This is a genomic window from Pseudomonas nitroreducens (assembly GCF_024170165.1).
In the GTDB taxonomy this organism is placed as follows: domain Bacteria; phylum Pseudomonadota; class Gammaproteobacteria; order Pseudomonadales; family Pseudomonadaceae; genus Pseudomonas; species Pseudomonas nitroreducens_C.
Window position 1 is genome coordinate 58,854 of the sequence record NZ_JALJXP010000005.1, and the last position, 15,184, is coordinate 74,037.

Here is a 15,184-nt window from a genome sequence, read left to right on the forward strand (position 1 = left end):
GTAGAGGTGACGGTGAAGGATTGAGGATCGCGGCGGTAGCTGAGTGCCTTCGGGTCGCATCCTATCTGTGTTCTGCGCCCAACACGGATCGGGAAACTTGGGTGCCTGCGACCACGCTCAGCTTGACGAGCCTGGTTCGCCGGCGTTTGCTCCCCCTGTGGCCGACGCTCGACGACGAGCAGGCCGCTGAACCGGGTGTCAAAGCGATTTTGGAGAGCCTGGGTAAGCTAGGGGATCTGGTGCGACTCGACGGCGGACGTTGGCTAACCCCTCCACCACAGGCGATCAGAACCGGGGGCCCGCTGGCGGTGATCACCGGCGGAGGGCCTGCACAAACCTTTCCTTTCTCAATCACGATGCGTGGGGCAGGCAGGCTCAGGATGATCGACGTCGATGCTTGTGCAGGACGCATCGACCTCTGGGAGCCACAGGAATGGATTGGCGCACCGCTCGAAGGATTGCAGGAGTGGTCGATCCAATTATTGACGAAGGCCAAGGCGCAGTTGAAACCTGCGCTGAATGAGCTTGCGGACGTTTCAATCCGCACCAGTGGAAATTGGGCGGCACTGCCTGCCTGCGCGACCGCCGAAGGTCTCTTTCTTGCCAAATGTCGGACAGGTCCACGGTTTGAATACTTTGTGGCCCAGGTGTCGCGAGGCCATCTGCGGCAGATGACCGGACTGCGACGGGATGAGGCGAGTCGCTTGCAGTTTTACCTCGACGCACAAGCCGGTTATCCCATGAAAGTTCAAGCGCATGTGTGGCAATCACAGGTTCGACTGCGCCTGAGTCGTCATTTGCCGCGGGAAGAGGCACGAGCGCTGCTGCTGGGCTGGCAATTACCGCCGCCTAGCGGTGGCGGCGCAACCGCGACCAACTATGTAATACCGCGTGAGATGTTTCCGCTCGTGCGCCAAGCGCTGACAGGGCTACGCGTGGACCTGACTGAACGTGAGTTTGCAGAGGGAAGACAATAATGGGAGGGATTTCGATGAATGAAGCGTCGGGTGTTCACGAGACAGCGAAAAGTTTGGCCGAGAGCCTTCGGCAATACATCGAAGCGCAATACCATATTCGTGATGAAGGGCTTGTCAGAGAGCGTCATGCTCTGCTGCTGCGCCCTGAAACTATTGTTCAGACGCCTTATGTAGAAGCGACGGCGGTCTACAAAGTAGGCGATCCGTTCGAACATCTCGCCATTCCGAAGATTGCCTCCGATACGCTCACTCAGTTGTCGCTCATGGGACTCGGCCTTTACCCTCGTCCCTACGAGCACCAATCGCAGGCGCTCACCGCATTTTTAGGTGCCGAGGCAGCGGATCTTGTCGTTGCAACGGGTACCGGTTCGGGCAAAACCGAAAGTTTCCTTATGCCAATTATTGGCCAATTGGCAATCGAGGGGCAGGAGCGGCCCGAGTCAGCGCAGTTGCCGGGTTGTCGGGCCCTATTGCTCTACCCCATGAACGCCTTGGTCAATGACCAGTTGGCGCGGATCCGACGCCTCATAGGAAACACTGAGGCATCGTCGATCTTGACTCAAAGCCGCTCCCAGCCGATTTGTTTCGGTAGCTATACCGGGCGCACCCCGTACCCAGGAGAGCGCTCCAAAGAACGCGACGAGCGCTTTATAGAGCCGCTGTTTGAAGAGTTTTATAACAAAGTGGCCGTGAAGCCTGCCGTGAAAGATGAACTGGTCAGGATCGGGCGCTGGCCGAGCAAGGACTTGGAGGGGTTCTACGGCACCGCAGCAATTGAAATCAAGACCTATGCATCGGGGAAGAAGAAGGGCGACAACTTCACCAAAAAGCATTGGGCAGACCGGCTTCAGACCCAGCCCACTGATCGCGAGATGATGACTCGCCATGAAATGCAAGCGCGTTGTCCCGAGCTATTGATCACCAACTACTCTATGCTCGAATACATGCTCATGCGACCGATCGAGCGCGATATCTTTGACCGGACGAAGGCATGGCTTAAAGCGGACCCGCGCAACGAGTTTATCCTCGTTCTGGACGAGGCGCATATGTACAGGGGGGCCGGTGGAGCCGAGGTGGCTTTGTTGATCCGGCGTCTCTGCGCGCGGCTCGACATTCCACGAGAGCGCATGCGATGCATCATGACCAGTGCGAGTCTGGGCCCCGCAGACACCGCCGAGGTTGATGGCGAGCGCTTTGCGCGGGACTTGACGGGCTTGGCCGACACATCGCCGCGACGCATCAGGGTGATCCAGGGGACACCGGAGCAACGTTGCGTATCACAGGTAGCGCCAGTAGCACAGCTTGAGGCGCTGGCAGATTTCAATCTGGCAGATTTTCAACGCTCGGCCGAGGACCTCAATGCGGCTACTGAAGCTGCGGCGCAACTCGCCCATCGGCTCGGATGGAGCCAACCGCCGCAGGGGGATCATGCTGCGTTTCGCAACTGGTTGTTCGAACGTCTCACGGGATTCGAACCGCTGGAAAACTTGATTACCGAGGTATCGGGCCGTGCGGTTCGACTAGACGATCTGAGTGATCGGCTGTTTGGCAATCACCCGGCGGTCCATGCGGAAAAAGCCACCGACGCACTCTTGGCACTGGGTAGCTACGCACAGCGGAGCACGGATGGAAGGGTGTTGTTGCCGACGCGCCTGCACCTCTTCCATCGCGGATTACCTGGTCTGTTCGCTTGCGTGAACCCTGCCTGTTCCGAGCGCTTAGGCCATCATGACGGCCCCACTATCCTGGGCCGCCTGTATACGAAACCTTCAACCCAGTGTGGCTGCGAGGCCAATGGCCGCGTGTATGAACTGCTCACACATCGTGACTGCGGAGCCGCTTTTCTACGTGGCTTTGTAAACGAGGACCAGGACTTCGTTTGGCACCAGCCCAGTGGCCCGTTATCCGACGGTGCGGTTTCTACACTGATGCCGATAGAGTTGTGCGTGGAGGACGCGGTCCATCCTCGCAGTCGACATATCGAGAAATGGCTGCATATGGCCAGTGGCAAGCTCTCGAATGAACAGCCGGGCGACGAAACCGGGTTCCGGAGGGTCCGTGTACCGGACAAGGCGGCGGACGCAGGCAATCTAACTTTTGATCACTGCCCGGTCTGTACGCGTAAGATCAAAAACGCCAAAGATGCCCCATCGAAAATCATGGATCACCTCACCAAGGGGGAGGCGCCGTTCACTGCGCTCGTTCGGACGCAGATGGCGAAACAATCCGCCAGTCGAGCCAAAGATAAACGGCACCCGAACGCCGGTCGCAAGGTGCTGATTTTCTCAGACGGTCGGCAAAAGGCCGCTCGGCTAGCACGTGATATTCCACGCGATATTGAACTCGACGTGTTTCGACAGGCTGTCGCATTGGCTTGTCACAAACTCATGGATTTAGAAAAACCCGCCAAGCCCACGGCCTTACTCTATTTAGCCTTCCTTTGCGTCTTGAACGACCACGACCTACCAATGTTCGACGGCGGTGATTCGAGACGAGTCGAGAATGCACGCAAATTACTTGATGACAATTATGATTCCGATCTGGTCGAAGCCATTGAGGCAAGTTTTACGCCACAGGAAATCCCGGCGCGCTACCAGATTGCCCTCCTCAAACTTCTTTGTGGCAACTATTACTCACTGACGGGGACAATGGTCGGCTTCGTTGAGCCAACCCCTCTGAAATTGCGAAAACTCAGCCAGCACCTGTCGACTGCCGGGCTCGCGATCAGCGAAGCGAACGTCCGTGAATTGGCGGTAGGATGGATTGACTCGATGCTGCAGGAATATGCCTTCGACAAATCCATCGAATCGGTCTATCGCTGGAAGGCAGCCGGTTATGCGAACTCGGCCTGGGGAAGCAACGGTCAGTTTGGGAAATCATTGAAGGAGAGTCTGATCAACCATTTCGGTTGGTCAAGTGAGGCAGTACAACGCGTTGAATCGATCTTCCGAGATCAATTGGCGGAAGAATTCGAGGGTGCTTGGTTCCTGGTGCCCGACTCCTTAGCCGTTGTCGTCGACTTAGCCCACTGTTGGGCGCAATGCGCTGACTGCACTGCGCTGATGCCTTTCGCCTTGGCGGGTAAGGTTTGTCTGGCGTGTGGCAGCGACGCAGCATCGTCCCTCGATCCGAAGAACAGCGACTATGTCACTGCGCGTAAAAACTTCTGGCGGCTTCCAGTGGCTAGGGCTCTAACGCCAGGAGCAGAGCTGTCCAACATGAGCGTCGAAGAACATACTGCACAGTTATCGAATCGTGACCGTAGCAGGGTGCATGCGACCACAGAACTCTATGAGATGCGGTTCCAAGACGTGCTGATCGAGGATCGAGATCGCCCGATCGACGTACTCAGTTGCACAACGACCATGGAGGTAGGCGTCGACATTGGCTCGTTGGTGGCAGTAGCGCTGCGAAACGTCCCTCCGCAGCGGGAAAACTACCAGCAGCGCGCTGGTCGGGCAGGGCGGCGAGGTTCGTCGGTCTCTACCGTAGTCACCTACTCACAGAATGGTCCACATGACAGCCACTACTTCTTGAACCCAGCACGTATCGTGGCAGGTCCACCTCGTACGCCAGAGGTTAAGATCGATAATGCGAAAATCGCCCGTCGGCATCTTCACGCGTACCTGATCCAGACTTTTTTCCATGAAATCATGGCGCAATGCACCGGTGCGTTGACTGAGAAAAACTCGTCGCTGCTCAAAGCACTGGGGCCGACTGAGGATTTCTTCTGCAGCACCGAGCAAACCGGCCCCACTTTGAACAGCTTCGAAGCTTGGGTGGCTCGCCGGGTGCTGGCCAGCGACGGCGATCTGCGCGAGTCAATTGTCGCTTGGCTACCGCCGGGGCTGGATACCCGCGGGCTTTCATTGATGGAATGGCTGGCTGACACCAGTAAGGGCTTGCTGGTCGAACTCAAAAAGCTGAGCGCAACCGTCGAAGCGACTACGACGCATGAAGTTCCCGCTGACCAAGAGATTCAGGATGGCGAAAATCTCCCATCAAGTATCGAACAGGCGGAACTTCTGGAGTTCTTGTTCTTCCACGGCTTGCTCCCCAGCTACGCGTTTCCGACCAGTCTTTGCAGCTTTCTCGTGGAAAAGTTCAGCAAAAACGCTCGGGATCGATGGGAAGTGCGTACGGTGCAACGCCCGCAGCAGTCCATCATCAAAGCCCTGAGCGAGTACGCCCCGGGGCGCCTGATCGTCATTGACAAGAAGACCTATCGCTCAGGCGGTGTCTTTGCAGATCTACCAGCGGGTGTCGTAAATCGTGCAGGCCCTCTCTTCGAGAACAAAAAGCCGCACACCCACTGCAAAGCCTGCTCTTTCGTGCGTGACCCTAATCGTTCAGCTAAAGATCAGATGACCTGTCCCGTCTGCGGCCAACAGTTGGTGACTGAACAAATGATCGTGCCACAGGTGTTCGGGCCGGAGGGCGCTGCCGATTTGCCGGAAAATGACCGCGAGCAGGAAATCACCTACGCGACGATGGCCCAATTGCCGCAACCCGTCGATCCGGAGATTTTCAGCTTTTCGGCCTGCGGTCCGTATGCAAGCTTCACCCATGCTGTCGACCGCACGCTTGTCACCGTCAACCGAGGCAAGGAAGGTACAGGGGAAGGGGGGTTTTCAGTCTGCATGGAATGCGGCCATGCCTCGGTCTTTGATCAAGAAGCGAAGGCGGGAGCACATGACCGCCCCTACAGGCAACTCGGTCCAAAAGGAACACCGCCGCAGTGCTCTGGCCAGTTCGCACGGGTGTTGCTAGGCCATCACTTCGACACGGACCTTCTGCTGTTACGTCTCAAAATCGCGGAACCGATCGTGACCGATACGGTAAACGGGGTGGTATTGCATATTCTCGAAGATGCTTTGCATACACTTGCAGAGGCGCTGCGGCTAGCGGCCAGTCGGCATCGGCAACTGGATCTGGACCCTGCCGAGTTCGGCTCTGGCTTTAGGATTGAGCCTGCGCTGCAGGATGACACCCGTATCCTGGATATATTTTTGTACGACACGTTGTCAGGGGGCGCAGGGTACGCAGAGATCGTAGCGCGGCACATGGATGAGGTATTAGACGCGACGCTTGAGCTGCTAGAAAACTGCACATGCGAGATCTCCTGCACAGAATGCCTCAACCACTTCCATAACCAACACCTTCAGCACCGCCTTGATCGGCATTTGGGTGCAATGCTCTTGCGTTACGCGGTACGAGGAGAGGTTCCAGCCTGTTCATCGGCCACCGGCCAGTTGGTAAAGCTCGCTCAGTTGCGAGCCAGCCTTGAGTTAGCGGGATATGCCTGTAGGGTTGGCCCCACTCCGTCTGCGCCTTTGCTGGTTGAACAACAGGGTGAAACGGTAGCGGTGGGTTGCTACCCGGGGCTGATCGATAACCTTGAGCGCCAGCAACCCAGCGCCGGCACGGCAGGCGTTCGCGCGGTAATCGGGCTCAACGAGTACCTACTACGCTCAGATCTCGCGAGCGCTCAGTTGAAAGTTCAGGCACTTTTCAAAGCGTAGTTTTGGAACTCAGCCACCCGCTCAGTCAGACCTGGTGCGTGGCTGAGCGGGTCGTTTTCTGAGAGGTCACCTGCGGCGGGGCGTAAGACATAAGCTTGGCACCTAGGGCTTGGGTCGGCCGCCAATTTATTTCAGTCAGGGCACACTCGCTCCTTTCTGGGGCCATTTATCCGTCATGGTGGCATCCTCCCCACATTTTTGTATCCAAAGGCTAGATATGACCAGTCTTGACGCATTCATAAACCCCACCTCTAACCAGCATTTCGTTTCACGATCCGAGCAGCGCCTGAACTCTTGCTCGGTAGATCCTCAGTCCCAAAAGGCCGAAATCTATCGCTTTTCAATTTTCGATAGACAAACGCCAACCGTTAATTTGAAAGGAAAAACTCAGATATGGAGAAACCTTGGATTTCAGGACCTGTTTACTTTCATGCGGACAGGCGAGAAAGACCGGTTGAATTTTGAGCGCTTGTTCGAACGTTACGAAGCTCCCTATCCTGAGCATGTGTCCAGCTTACTCGCAATGATCAACGACGTTAGAGATCGTCTGGATATCCGACCTGAAATCCATTTGAAGGATTTAGAAGGATTCGATTTTGAGAAATTTCTCGACCGAATCAAATTCATTTATACCTATAAAACAATGAACTGGCTGAGGAATCCTCATAAAATCAAAGAGGTATTGAAGCAGTTTGATAAATTTTTAGATCACTCCCTCGATAAACCTGGTGCGCTTGCGCTGTATCTGGCCCTGGCCGAAAAAAATCCTGCTGAAGAAGCGTATATCTGCAAGACTTACTGCGTTTCGTCAATGGAGTACCAGCAGTGGATTCGGCTGTTGCTACTGTTTGTCTACGTAGATAGGGATGACGAGGCGTCCAAGCTGGACGACTTTATAGATGAGTTTTTTATAGCCCCAGAGCTCTCCACAACTATATTCGTCGCTGTGTTCGATAAGCACTGTGCGCTACTTACGGATACTGGGGTGGTTAAAGGCTCTGGAAATGGGCCGCTCACCTATATGAACGTATCCAAGAGTTGCATTGTCGCACTTGAACACACGTTTGTTGATGCCGTATTGGACAGAGTAATGAGGGAATATGGCATTGATGAATGTGTACGAGAACAAGCCAGGGCTAGGATAGCCACGGGGGTGAATGCGCTCCTCTTGGTAAATAGCGACGAAATTCTTCGTGGATACAACCAGATTTGCGTTAAAGCCGCTGCGTTAGAAGTCTTTTGCGCAACACCGGACGTCCAAGGCGTGCAGGTCCTAGAATCAGAGCCGGATAGAAATTAGATCCTCTGTCTGGGGCGAGCTCCAGCTGCGCGGAGATAACCTACTTTCCGTCCATGTGTTTTCAGAGCAGGTTCTTCAGCACGCGGGGCGCTTGGGTCATATTCGCGGTCATTGATGCTGAGATAGGCATGCTGAGACCCCTGATTGATATCCGTGGTGTAGAGCTTCAGAAGCTCTCCGCGACGGATACCAGCCTCCAGCAGTAACTCAATCATTAGCCAATTGCGCAACTGCAGTTGCTCCGGAAACGGATTCTCTGCAGCGCCCGGGCGAGTCAGTGCGCGAATGATCTGGAGTTGGGGATCTGTCAGGCTGCGGTGACGAGTACGGCCGGGACGAAAGTTGACAATATGACTCTCAAAGCGTCGTTCAATGACGTCGGCGACATCTGCATTCATGCTTGCCTCAAGAGCAACATGTTGTGTTGCACACACTCTGTCATAGGCTTCCGCGTTGAAAAATGACGCGCCGGTTAATAATCGACCGCTCAGCCATTTGGGTCAGGTCATCGCCGTCGACGTATCGACGCCCATTCTCAACGAGGAATTGGTAGCAATGCGAGTCCTTGCTTTGGAGCTGCACAAGCTCAGACAGCCCCTCCATGCGCCAACTATCGGTGTTGTTTAAGTAGCTTGGGGTGACGAGTTGCACATTCTCAATTTTCATCGTCACGCTTTGCTGGGCAAGCAACGCCTCTAATACGGGCACTTCTTGCACCATTAGCATCGTGCACAGGGTCTGACCTGGATGTCCTTCGAGCACCGAAACGTAGAACCAGGGACTGTGGAGGCTCTGCTCGACGACGCTCCATAGCTTGGCGTCCCCGCCATACAGCTCATCCGACGGGATTTCCGCCTGCTTGTAGGTTCTGAACATCTGGCCTGTTCCGCTAAAATGAACACTATAGATTGTAGTCCTAAAGTGTTCTGAAGGGCTTCATCGTTCCCTTTGCGAGGCGCGCAAATGGAACCGAAGCAGGCCTTTGGCCAAGCTCTCAAGGCATTGAGGACGAGCAAGCATCTGACGCAGGAAGACTTCTCCCAAGTCAGCAGTCGTACCTACCTCAGCACTCTCGAACGGGGACTCAAAAGCCCAACGCTCGAGAAAGTAGGAAGCTTGGCGGCGGTGTTGGATGTGCATCCAATGACGCTTTTGGCGTACACGTATCTGCAGCTCGAGCGCGAGGTGGACCTAGAGGACCTGATAGCGAGGATTCGAAAGGATCTCGCTGATGCAGCCCTTGCATCAGGCCCTGAGGAACGGCATCACTGAGCACATTGCAGCGTTCTGAACCATCTCAGAGCGCATGCCCACAGGGGGTTCGCTATGGGTAAGTCGCTATTTGAAGAGATAGGCCTCGATAAAGTGGCAGAGATCATGGCCAAGGCAACCGCCGAATCAGCTAAGCGAACTGATGAGCTAGGCCTGCCACACGCCATCGAGGTGGACGGGGGGTGGATGTGGCAGTATCCCGATGGTCGGCTTGTGCCATTCGACATCGAGCATGAAGCACAAGGAGAGGATCCCGCTACGCCTTCCAAGTGCACTAAAAGCTAGCTATCTCTAGACAGCAGCTTCCGCCCCAAAGCCGACTGCGCAGTAAATTGCTAACGCTTGCGTAGTGGAGCAAAAATCTCCTCTACATCCAGCCCTCTTATTAGGCAGTTTTGCGAAATCACCGTCAGGGCCTCGTAAAGTCGATCTCGCTGCTTGATCAAGTCAGCATTCTCTGCCTGCAAATGGGCAATTCTCTCTTCGAAGCTTCTACGACCGCGCTCGCTATCAGGGTATTTTCCGCTCTCCCTCAGTTGTACGAGGCGGGCGGACTCTATTCGCCTGCCACGCTCACCTACCAAGGTCGCTCTACTCGTTAGCCCCAGACGCCGTTGCACCTCCGTGCGTGAAATGGGGGCACGCTCCAAGCCAAGGCTGATCATTTGGACGAGGAGGGCATCAATCGCCTCATCTAAGGCGGCGCCTCTCAAGGACTGTCGTTGCACTATGCTGTCTCTACTCATCTGAAACTGAGCTGTGGCGCCTGTTGGCATCAGAAATCGTCATCGGCCGCCCCGCAGGAAATACCTGCTGAACACCAGGACTATGCCGTGAAAGGGCAGTCTGCAGATTGTTGAGTTTGTGCTCCTGATCCGCCAGCCACACGTCACTGCCGGCCTCGCCATCGCCACCTTCGCGCATGATAAGGATGGCAGAAGCTAGCCGCTCGGCTTGCTCCTGCAAGTTCTTCCTTTCGGATGGCGTGCCTATCAGATGCAGGTGCGAACAATCGTTCCAACATTGCAGATGTTTAGGGCAGGGCGCCTGGGAGAAATCATGGACGCAGCCGCCAAAGGGCGTGACATGCAGAGCTGTAGCATGCACCGTGAGAAAGGTCTCAGCCGTGGTCGTACCTTTGTCTTGTAGCAGCGCGTGGTAGCTATCGGTCAACGAGCCCTGGATTTGGCCCTTTCTAATGCCCGCGTGTAGAAAATCGATGCGTTCTTGGTAGCTGTTGAACGCCAGAAACTCTTGGTGGGCAGCGGTGGCTTCTTCGATACTGGTGTGCTGATAAAACTTGTTCTGATCGAGGCGCTTCCGACCCAGGGCCAACGCTTGTTGGACATCACTCATGCCGGTTAAGTGATATATGGTGTTACGCCAATGTCGGGGTTGGTGACTCGTTAGGCGAATCGGAGATCCGTCGGCTTCAACCAATGAGCGACGCGAAAAAATGGAGGGGTATCTGGAGTCAGCGCCTAGTGCTCGGTTTATATCCAGCAGGCTTACCCGTCGCGGGATCGCACGGAACACATTCGCCTCTCGACCTCCGAAACGGAACTGGCCATCGAAAGCAATAGCAAGTACTTCACTGGTCTTAAGTAGGACTTGAGCTATGCCGTTGGTATTTTCTGTGAGTGCTGCGTGACCGCCAAGTCTGGGGGCAATCAGGCGCTCAATTTCACCCGCCACATACTTCCTGCATGCCGTTTTATTTTTCCGCCCCCCTAGTTCGTCGTGCGGGTGAATGTCATTTCGAGACAAATATAGGTAGAGGTTTCTTCCGTATCCTTGCTCGTTGCTAAATCCCAGCCACTTCATGACCTCTCGCTCAGATATCACTTCTTCGGCGGAATACTGCCAGATCCGTCCTGGATGCTGCTCTTGCCATACCGCAATTTCTCGTTGCTCAGTGGTTAAATTCCTCAATCGTTCAACAGCGCGCCTAGCTAGCGGAACGTCACTTTCAGCGAGCCAATGAACTCGTGACTGAAACTGCTTTTCCGCAAAGTACCGAATCCCGCATTCAACGAGCGCCTTTCCATGAGCGTCTAATACCACTTCACCCTGTTCATCTCTAATTGGCCGCTCGACCCAGCAGTCATAGGGGATAATTGCAACCTCGTTACCGCGCTGTCCCGTCGCAATCAACAAATCTATCACTCGGAGCAAAATTTCCTCGCCCGAACTTAAGGGCTGATTTGTGCATTGCGCGTAAGCTTCCATGGCTTCGCGAGACGGTAACTTCTCATCAGACTCGCGTTGCTTTACCGCACGATCAGGGTCATGCAAGGAAATGTAATCATGACGGGCTTTCTCGGGGCGAACGTCATGCTCAAAGTGAATGGCAACCTCAGTTATTTGCAACTTGTCAATCGTGTCAGCGATCACCTTGAGGTGCGAAATCGCATCGTACAAGTTCTTATAACTACTCACGCGAAGAAAACCGACAACGCGATCAAAATCACCACGTGTCAATCGGGTCGGGTCTATTTCGCCGCGCTCGAACAGCGGGTTGTACAGTCGCCTGGTCGCGATGTTGTAGGCCGCCGCCATCGAAAACTTCAATCCCCGGGTGCGTTGTAGGTGCACAACAATGGCCTTGCAGAAGTCCTGAAAAGCCGGGGGCAGGGGGGCTTTGGGTGGAACGGCATACCCAGCCTTCTCGAGCGACTGCCGATGTGTTTCAAAAGTGATCGCTTGTGCTTTCCCGCGTTGGGGAAGCCAACTTCCTACTGACCACTGCGTTGACTCCCACGGCGTCTCAATAGGCAACAACTGGAAAGCCGCCCGTTCCTGCCTTAAGAACACGTCAAGATTCTGCTGCGCTCTAGACAGGGTCAACTTCAGACTCCCCTATATGCCCTTGGCAGCGCTCAATGGTGGCCGTTACAGCAAGGATAGTGGCCTCGTGCTGCGCCAGGGTGCGATTGTGTTGGAGTTCACCAGCTTGCTCGGCCACATCAATAAAGCGTTGCGCCTCCCGTTGCAGCGCTTCTTTCACCTGCTCGTGGCGGCCGTCCGCGAAAGGATGAAATTTTTTGCAGGTGTAACAGGCATAGACAGGGTTGTAGGGGCAGTGCGTGTGAGTGGGAAGGGCACAGGCACCTATGTCGCCAATATATTGCATATCGACAACCCCACGAACTTCCCTTTCGGCCTCAGTATCGCGGCGCCGCACGATTTCACCCGTCAAGAGACTGCGCATGATGCGTTGGTAGGCAGGGCTTTTACCGAGCGCCTTCTCTTTGATGCGGGCAATATTAGGAGTCGCCGTGACATAGGCGCGCGCCGCGACAGTGCTGTTGTGGCCGAGCAACTCGGCGATCAACTCTGCCGGTGTTCCCTGATCTGCCAGACCTTGACCTAGGTGATGACGAAGTAACATAGAGACTTGATTCGGTCGCTCTATGCCAGCTTCGCGCAACTCGTTCTTGAGGTTAGTGCCGATACCAATTACCGATAGGCGCTTACCGGCAGGGCTAACAAACAACGCTTCGCAGGTGCTGCCAAAGCGGCGCTTAAGCTCGGAGATATGGCTTTCAATCTTCTCCCCTAGAGGTCTGGTAATCTTGCGGGGGCGTCGCTCTGGACGACGCTGGCCGATCTTCTTGGCCATCGGTAGCCAGAGGGTATAGTACGTATCAGGCCCTGCAGTTCTAACCATTTCAAAATCGGAAACATCTAATGCGTGGAATTGAATTAAGCGCGGCGCCAACTCGAACCCTAAGTGAAGTAATATGTTGGATTGAAGATTTATCCATCCATCTCTCTCGGCCTCTCGTTCAATTCGCTTAAGCAGCCCAACCTCCTCATTAAGCTCTAATCCAGTTTGCGAAAGGAAGATGCGAGAGTATTGATCTACGTGGTCAGACTTAATTTCTTTAATTGCGAGATAAGTTCCTTGATTAAATCCTGCCAGCCCACGGCTTAACGCCCAGCGATAGAATATTCGAAATCCAACCAGGTCGTGTCGAGTGTCAGAAAGGCGTGTAGCTGCAAGCAGAACATCATTATGCTCCCAAGGAAAATCCTTCAGGATTCCACTCTTTGACATTCTTTTTATTAATCTGGAGAACATTTCTACAGTTCGCGGTGCATATTTCTCAAGAGAGTGAGCGATGAATCCTTTAAATATTTCCAGCAGACTTGAGTTGAGGTTAATCTCTTCCCAATTCACTTCAATAGGCAAACCTCCGTCGTACCATTTCCAAATAGTAGATTGGGTATTCACATATCGTGGCTGATCGTTGGTACGAGCCCGAATGGCTACCCGGGGAGGCCCTTGAAATACGTAAGCACTTGAAGGAGAGGGCGGGGACACTTGGTCTTGGCTGGCGGGCGTAGTCACTGGCACCTCCTTAGCCGTTAAGCCGTTTCCATGCTGCTGAAGTCCGTTGAGCGTTATGTCGGTTGGCCGACTCCGCGAGATAACGGCTCGCATAACGACGTGGCATCACCGAGGCGTCTGACCAACCGCAAACCCGCCGGAGCTCATCCATCGCTCGATCCAGTTCGTAATCGCGCGTCTCAATTAGGTAGGCCAAGAACCGGTCAGCGAAGGTGTGACGAAAGTCGTGAGCCGAAAGTGTAGGCAGTAGCCCCGGGTGCGCCAGTTCAATGGTCAGAAACAGTCGATCAAGCACGTTGGCTAAGGCGCGGATTGATAGCGGGCGACCCCGGTCAGAAATGAATAGATAGCGGGTCGGTAGCTTCATCGGCTTACCGTTACGGATAGGGCGCCGGCCACGCTGGATGTACCGCTCGTAGACCTCATACAACTGCGAGGAGATCGCTACTGTGCGGCTGTGTGTTTTCAGCGCTGGCTCTTCGGCGCGCGGGTCATCTGGATCATGCTCACGGTCATTGATGCTGACATAGGCGTGCTGGGAGCCGTGGTTGATATCTGTAGTGTAGAGCTTCAGGAGTTCCCCACGACGCATACCCGTTTCGAGCAACAGTTCGATCATCAGCCAATTGCGCAGTTGAACTCGCTCAGGGAAAGGATTATCCGCGCCACCTGGGCAGATCAGGACATGAATGGTTTCGAGCTGCGCATCCGTCAGACTGCGGTAGCGCGCCTGCTGAGGACGGACCTGAACGATGTGACTGTCGAAGCGACGTTCGATAGCTTCCGCGACGTCAACGAAGGCCGCATTGATTAAGTGGTGAGCTCCAGTACTGACTGGAGTACGTGGCAGGTAACGGGTTGCAGCCCAGGCCAAGTAGCGCTTCAGCAAACGCAGGTACTGGTCGCGGGTGCGAAGATCGATCTTGGGGAAGAGTGATGAATCCGCAGCACCAATTTTGGCGGAGATATTGTCGGCTCGCCGGCCGCTCAGAAGCCAAACGGCATAGCCGTCCAGCACGGCCAGGATCGACTCAAAGCGGCACGCCAGGATGGCCTCATCGACACTGAGGCTGCGGCTCTCCGCATAGATATAGAACGCCTGGATAGCTCTCAGGTGCGCTGCAGCGGTGTTATAGGCACGGTACTTGAGTTTGAGTTGGACATAGAGAAACGGAACGAGCACCGGTAAGGGCGCAGCAGCGCCATCCTGCACCAGCAGTGGCATTCGACTGCCTGCAGACAGGCGACACTGAATCAGCTTCATAGCAGGCCCCATGAACAACTGAACATAGCCGGCTTGCAAGCATGGACGTGGAATGGGGGCCTGTCGAATCAAGAGCTTGTAAAGCTCATGAACATTATGAACATGGCCTATCGTTTAACATAATATACATTATGCGAAGTTGCCTATGCGAAGCGCAGGGTCGAGTGTCACAGATTAAAAGCCTTTAAACGGCCTGCTTGTAGTCCTGACCGCATTTTCAAAAAACTGGATTTTCGTTCTCCAAAAAATGGACCATTAAAAATCAATCAGTTACAACGCCTATCGACAGCTGGCTGGTGCTCGGCTGAGCCATGCGTTCTCAAAAAACTGGACTCGTTCGTTTGCGTTACCGATTTTTTAGAAACTGGACTGGCTACGCGGCATAGTTCCCGCGCTGATGGCTTCGATTCGAGCTGCGATCCATTTTAGCTTGCTGATTCAGGGATCCTCAGCCATAGAGCTCTTACAGGGAGTTAGCCATTGGTCGCGCGTATT

At 54.6% G+C, this 15,184-nt stretch carries 9 protein-coding genes; 4 read left to right on the plus strand and 5 right to left on the minus strand.

All coding sequences use genetic code 11. The features are described 5' to 3' along the window. Positions 1 to 380 precede the first annotated feature (380 nt). The 3 genes from J2T47_RS11635 (at position 381) to J2T47_RS11645 (ending at position 7,799) form a co-directional block, all read left to right on the plus strand. Positions 381 to 977, plus strand: a complete 597-nt coding sequence (locus tag J2T47_RS11635) for a hypothetical protein (protein ID WP_253446343.1) — start codon at positions 381 to 383, stop codon at positions 975 to 977. 14 nt (positions 978 to 991) lie between these two features. Then, positions 992 to 6,499: a DEAD/DEAH box helicase gene (locus J2T47_RS11640; protein WP_253446346.1), complete on the plus strand. Its 5,508-nt coding sequence runs from the start codon at positions 992 to 994 to the stop codon at positions 6,497 to 6,499. A gap of 217 nt (positions 6,500 to 6,716) precedes the next feature. Then, positions 6,717 to 7,799 carry a hypothetical protein gene (locus J2T47_RS11645; protein ID WP_253446349.1) on the plus strand — a complete coding sequence of 361 codons (1,083 nt, stop codon included), beginning with the start codon at positions 6,717 to 6,719 and terminating at the stop codon, positions 7,797 to 7,799. Here the strand turns inward: J2T47_RS11645 and J2T47_RS11650 are convergent. Together J2T47_RS11650 and J2T47_RS11655 are read right to left on the minus strand one after the other, a co-directional pair. Then, positions 7,796 to 8,197 (minus strand): hypothetical protein, encoded by a 402-nt coding sequence (locus tag J2T47_RS11650; protein ID WP_253446351.1) that lies wholly within the window; start codon positions 8,195 to 8,197, stop codon positions 7,796 to 7,798. The two genes, J2T47_RS11645 and J2T47_RS11650, sit on opposite strands and share 4 nt — an antisense overlap. A 40-nt stretch (positions 8,198 to 8,237) precedes the next feature. Next, entirely contained in the window at positions 8,238 to 8,675 is a 438-nt protein-coding gene (locus J2T47_RS11655; protein ID WP_253446354.1) for a hypothetical protein, read from the minus strand. A gap of 87 nt (positions 8,676 to 8,762) precedes the next feature. Between J2T47_RS11655 and J2T47_RS11660 the strand changes: the two genes are divergently transcribed. Then, on the plus strand, positions 8,763 to 9,071 hold the full coding sequence (locus tag J2T47_RS11660; protein ID WP_253446357.1) for a helix-turn-helix domain-containing protein: 309 nt from the start codon (positions 8,763 to 8,765) through the stop codon (positions 9,069 to 9,071). A 738-nt stretch (positions 9,072 to 9,809) separates the two neighbouring features. Here the strand turns inward: J2T47_RS11660 and J2T47_RS11665 are convergent. The 3 genes from J2T47_RS11665 to J2T47_RS11675 all read right to left on the minus strand — a co-directional run bounded on the left by J2T47_RS11665 (position 9,810) and on the right by J2T47_RS11675 (position 14,689). Then, positions 9,810 to 11,918 (minus strand): hypothetical protein, encoded by a 2,109-nt coding sequence (locus tag J2T47_RS11665; RefSeq protein WP_253446360.1) that lies wholly within the window; start codon positions 11,916 to 11,918, stop codon positions 9,810 to 9,812. Next, positions 11,905 to 13,308 (minus strand): tyrosine-type recombinase/integrase, encoded by a 1,404-nt coding sequence (locus J2T47_RS11670; RefSeq protein ID WP_253446363.1) that lies wholly within the window; start codon positions 13,306 to 13,308, stop codon positions 11,905 to 11,907. The genes J2T47_RS11665 and J2T47_RS11670 overlap by 14 nt, the downstream gene beginning before the upstream one ends. 127 nt (positions 13,309 to 13,435) lie before the next feature. Beyond that, the gene (locus J2T47_RS11675) at positions 13,436 to 14,689 is read right to left on the minus strand and encodes a tyrosine-type recombinase/integrase (RefSeq protein WP_253446366.1); all 1,254 of its coding nucleotides are present in this window, start codon (positions 14,687 to 14,689) and stop codon (positions 13,436 to 13,438) included. Positions 14,690 to 15,184: the final 495 nt, after the last annotated feature.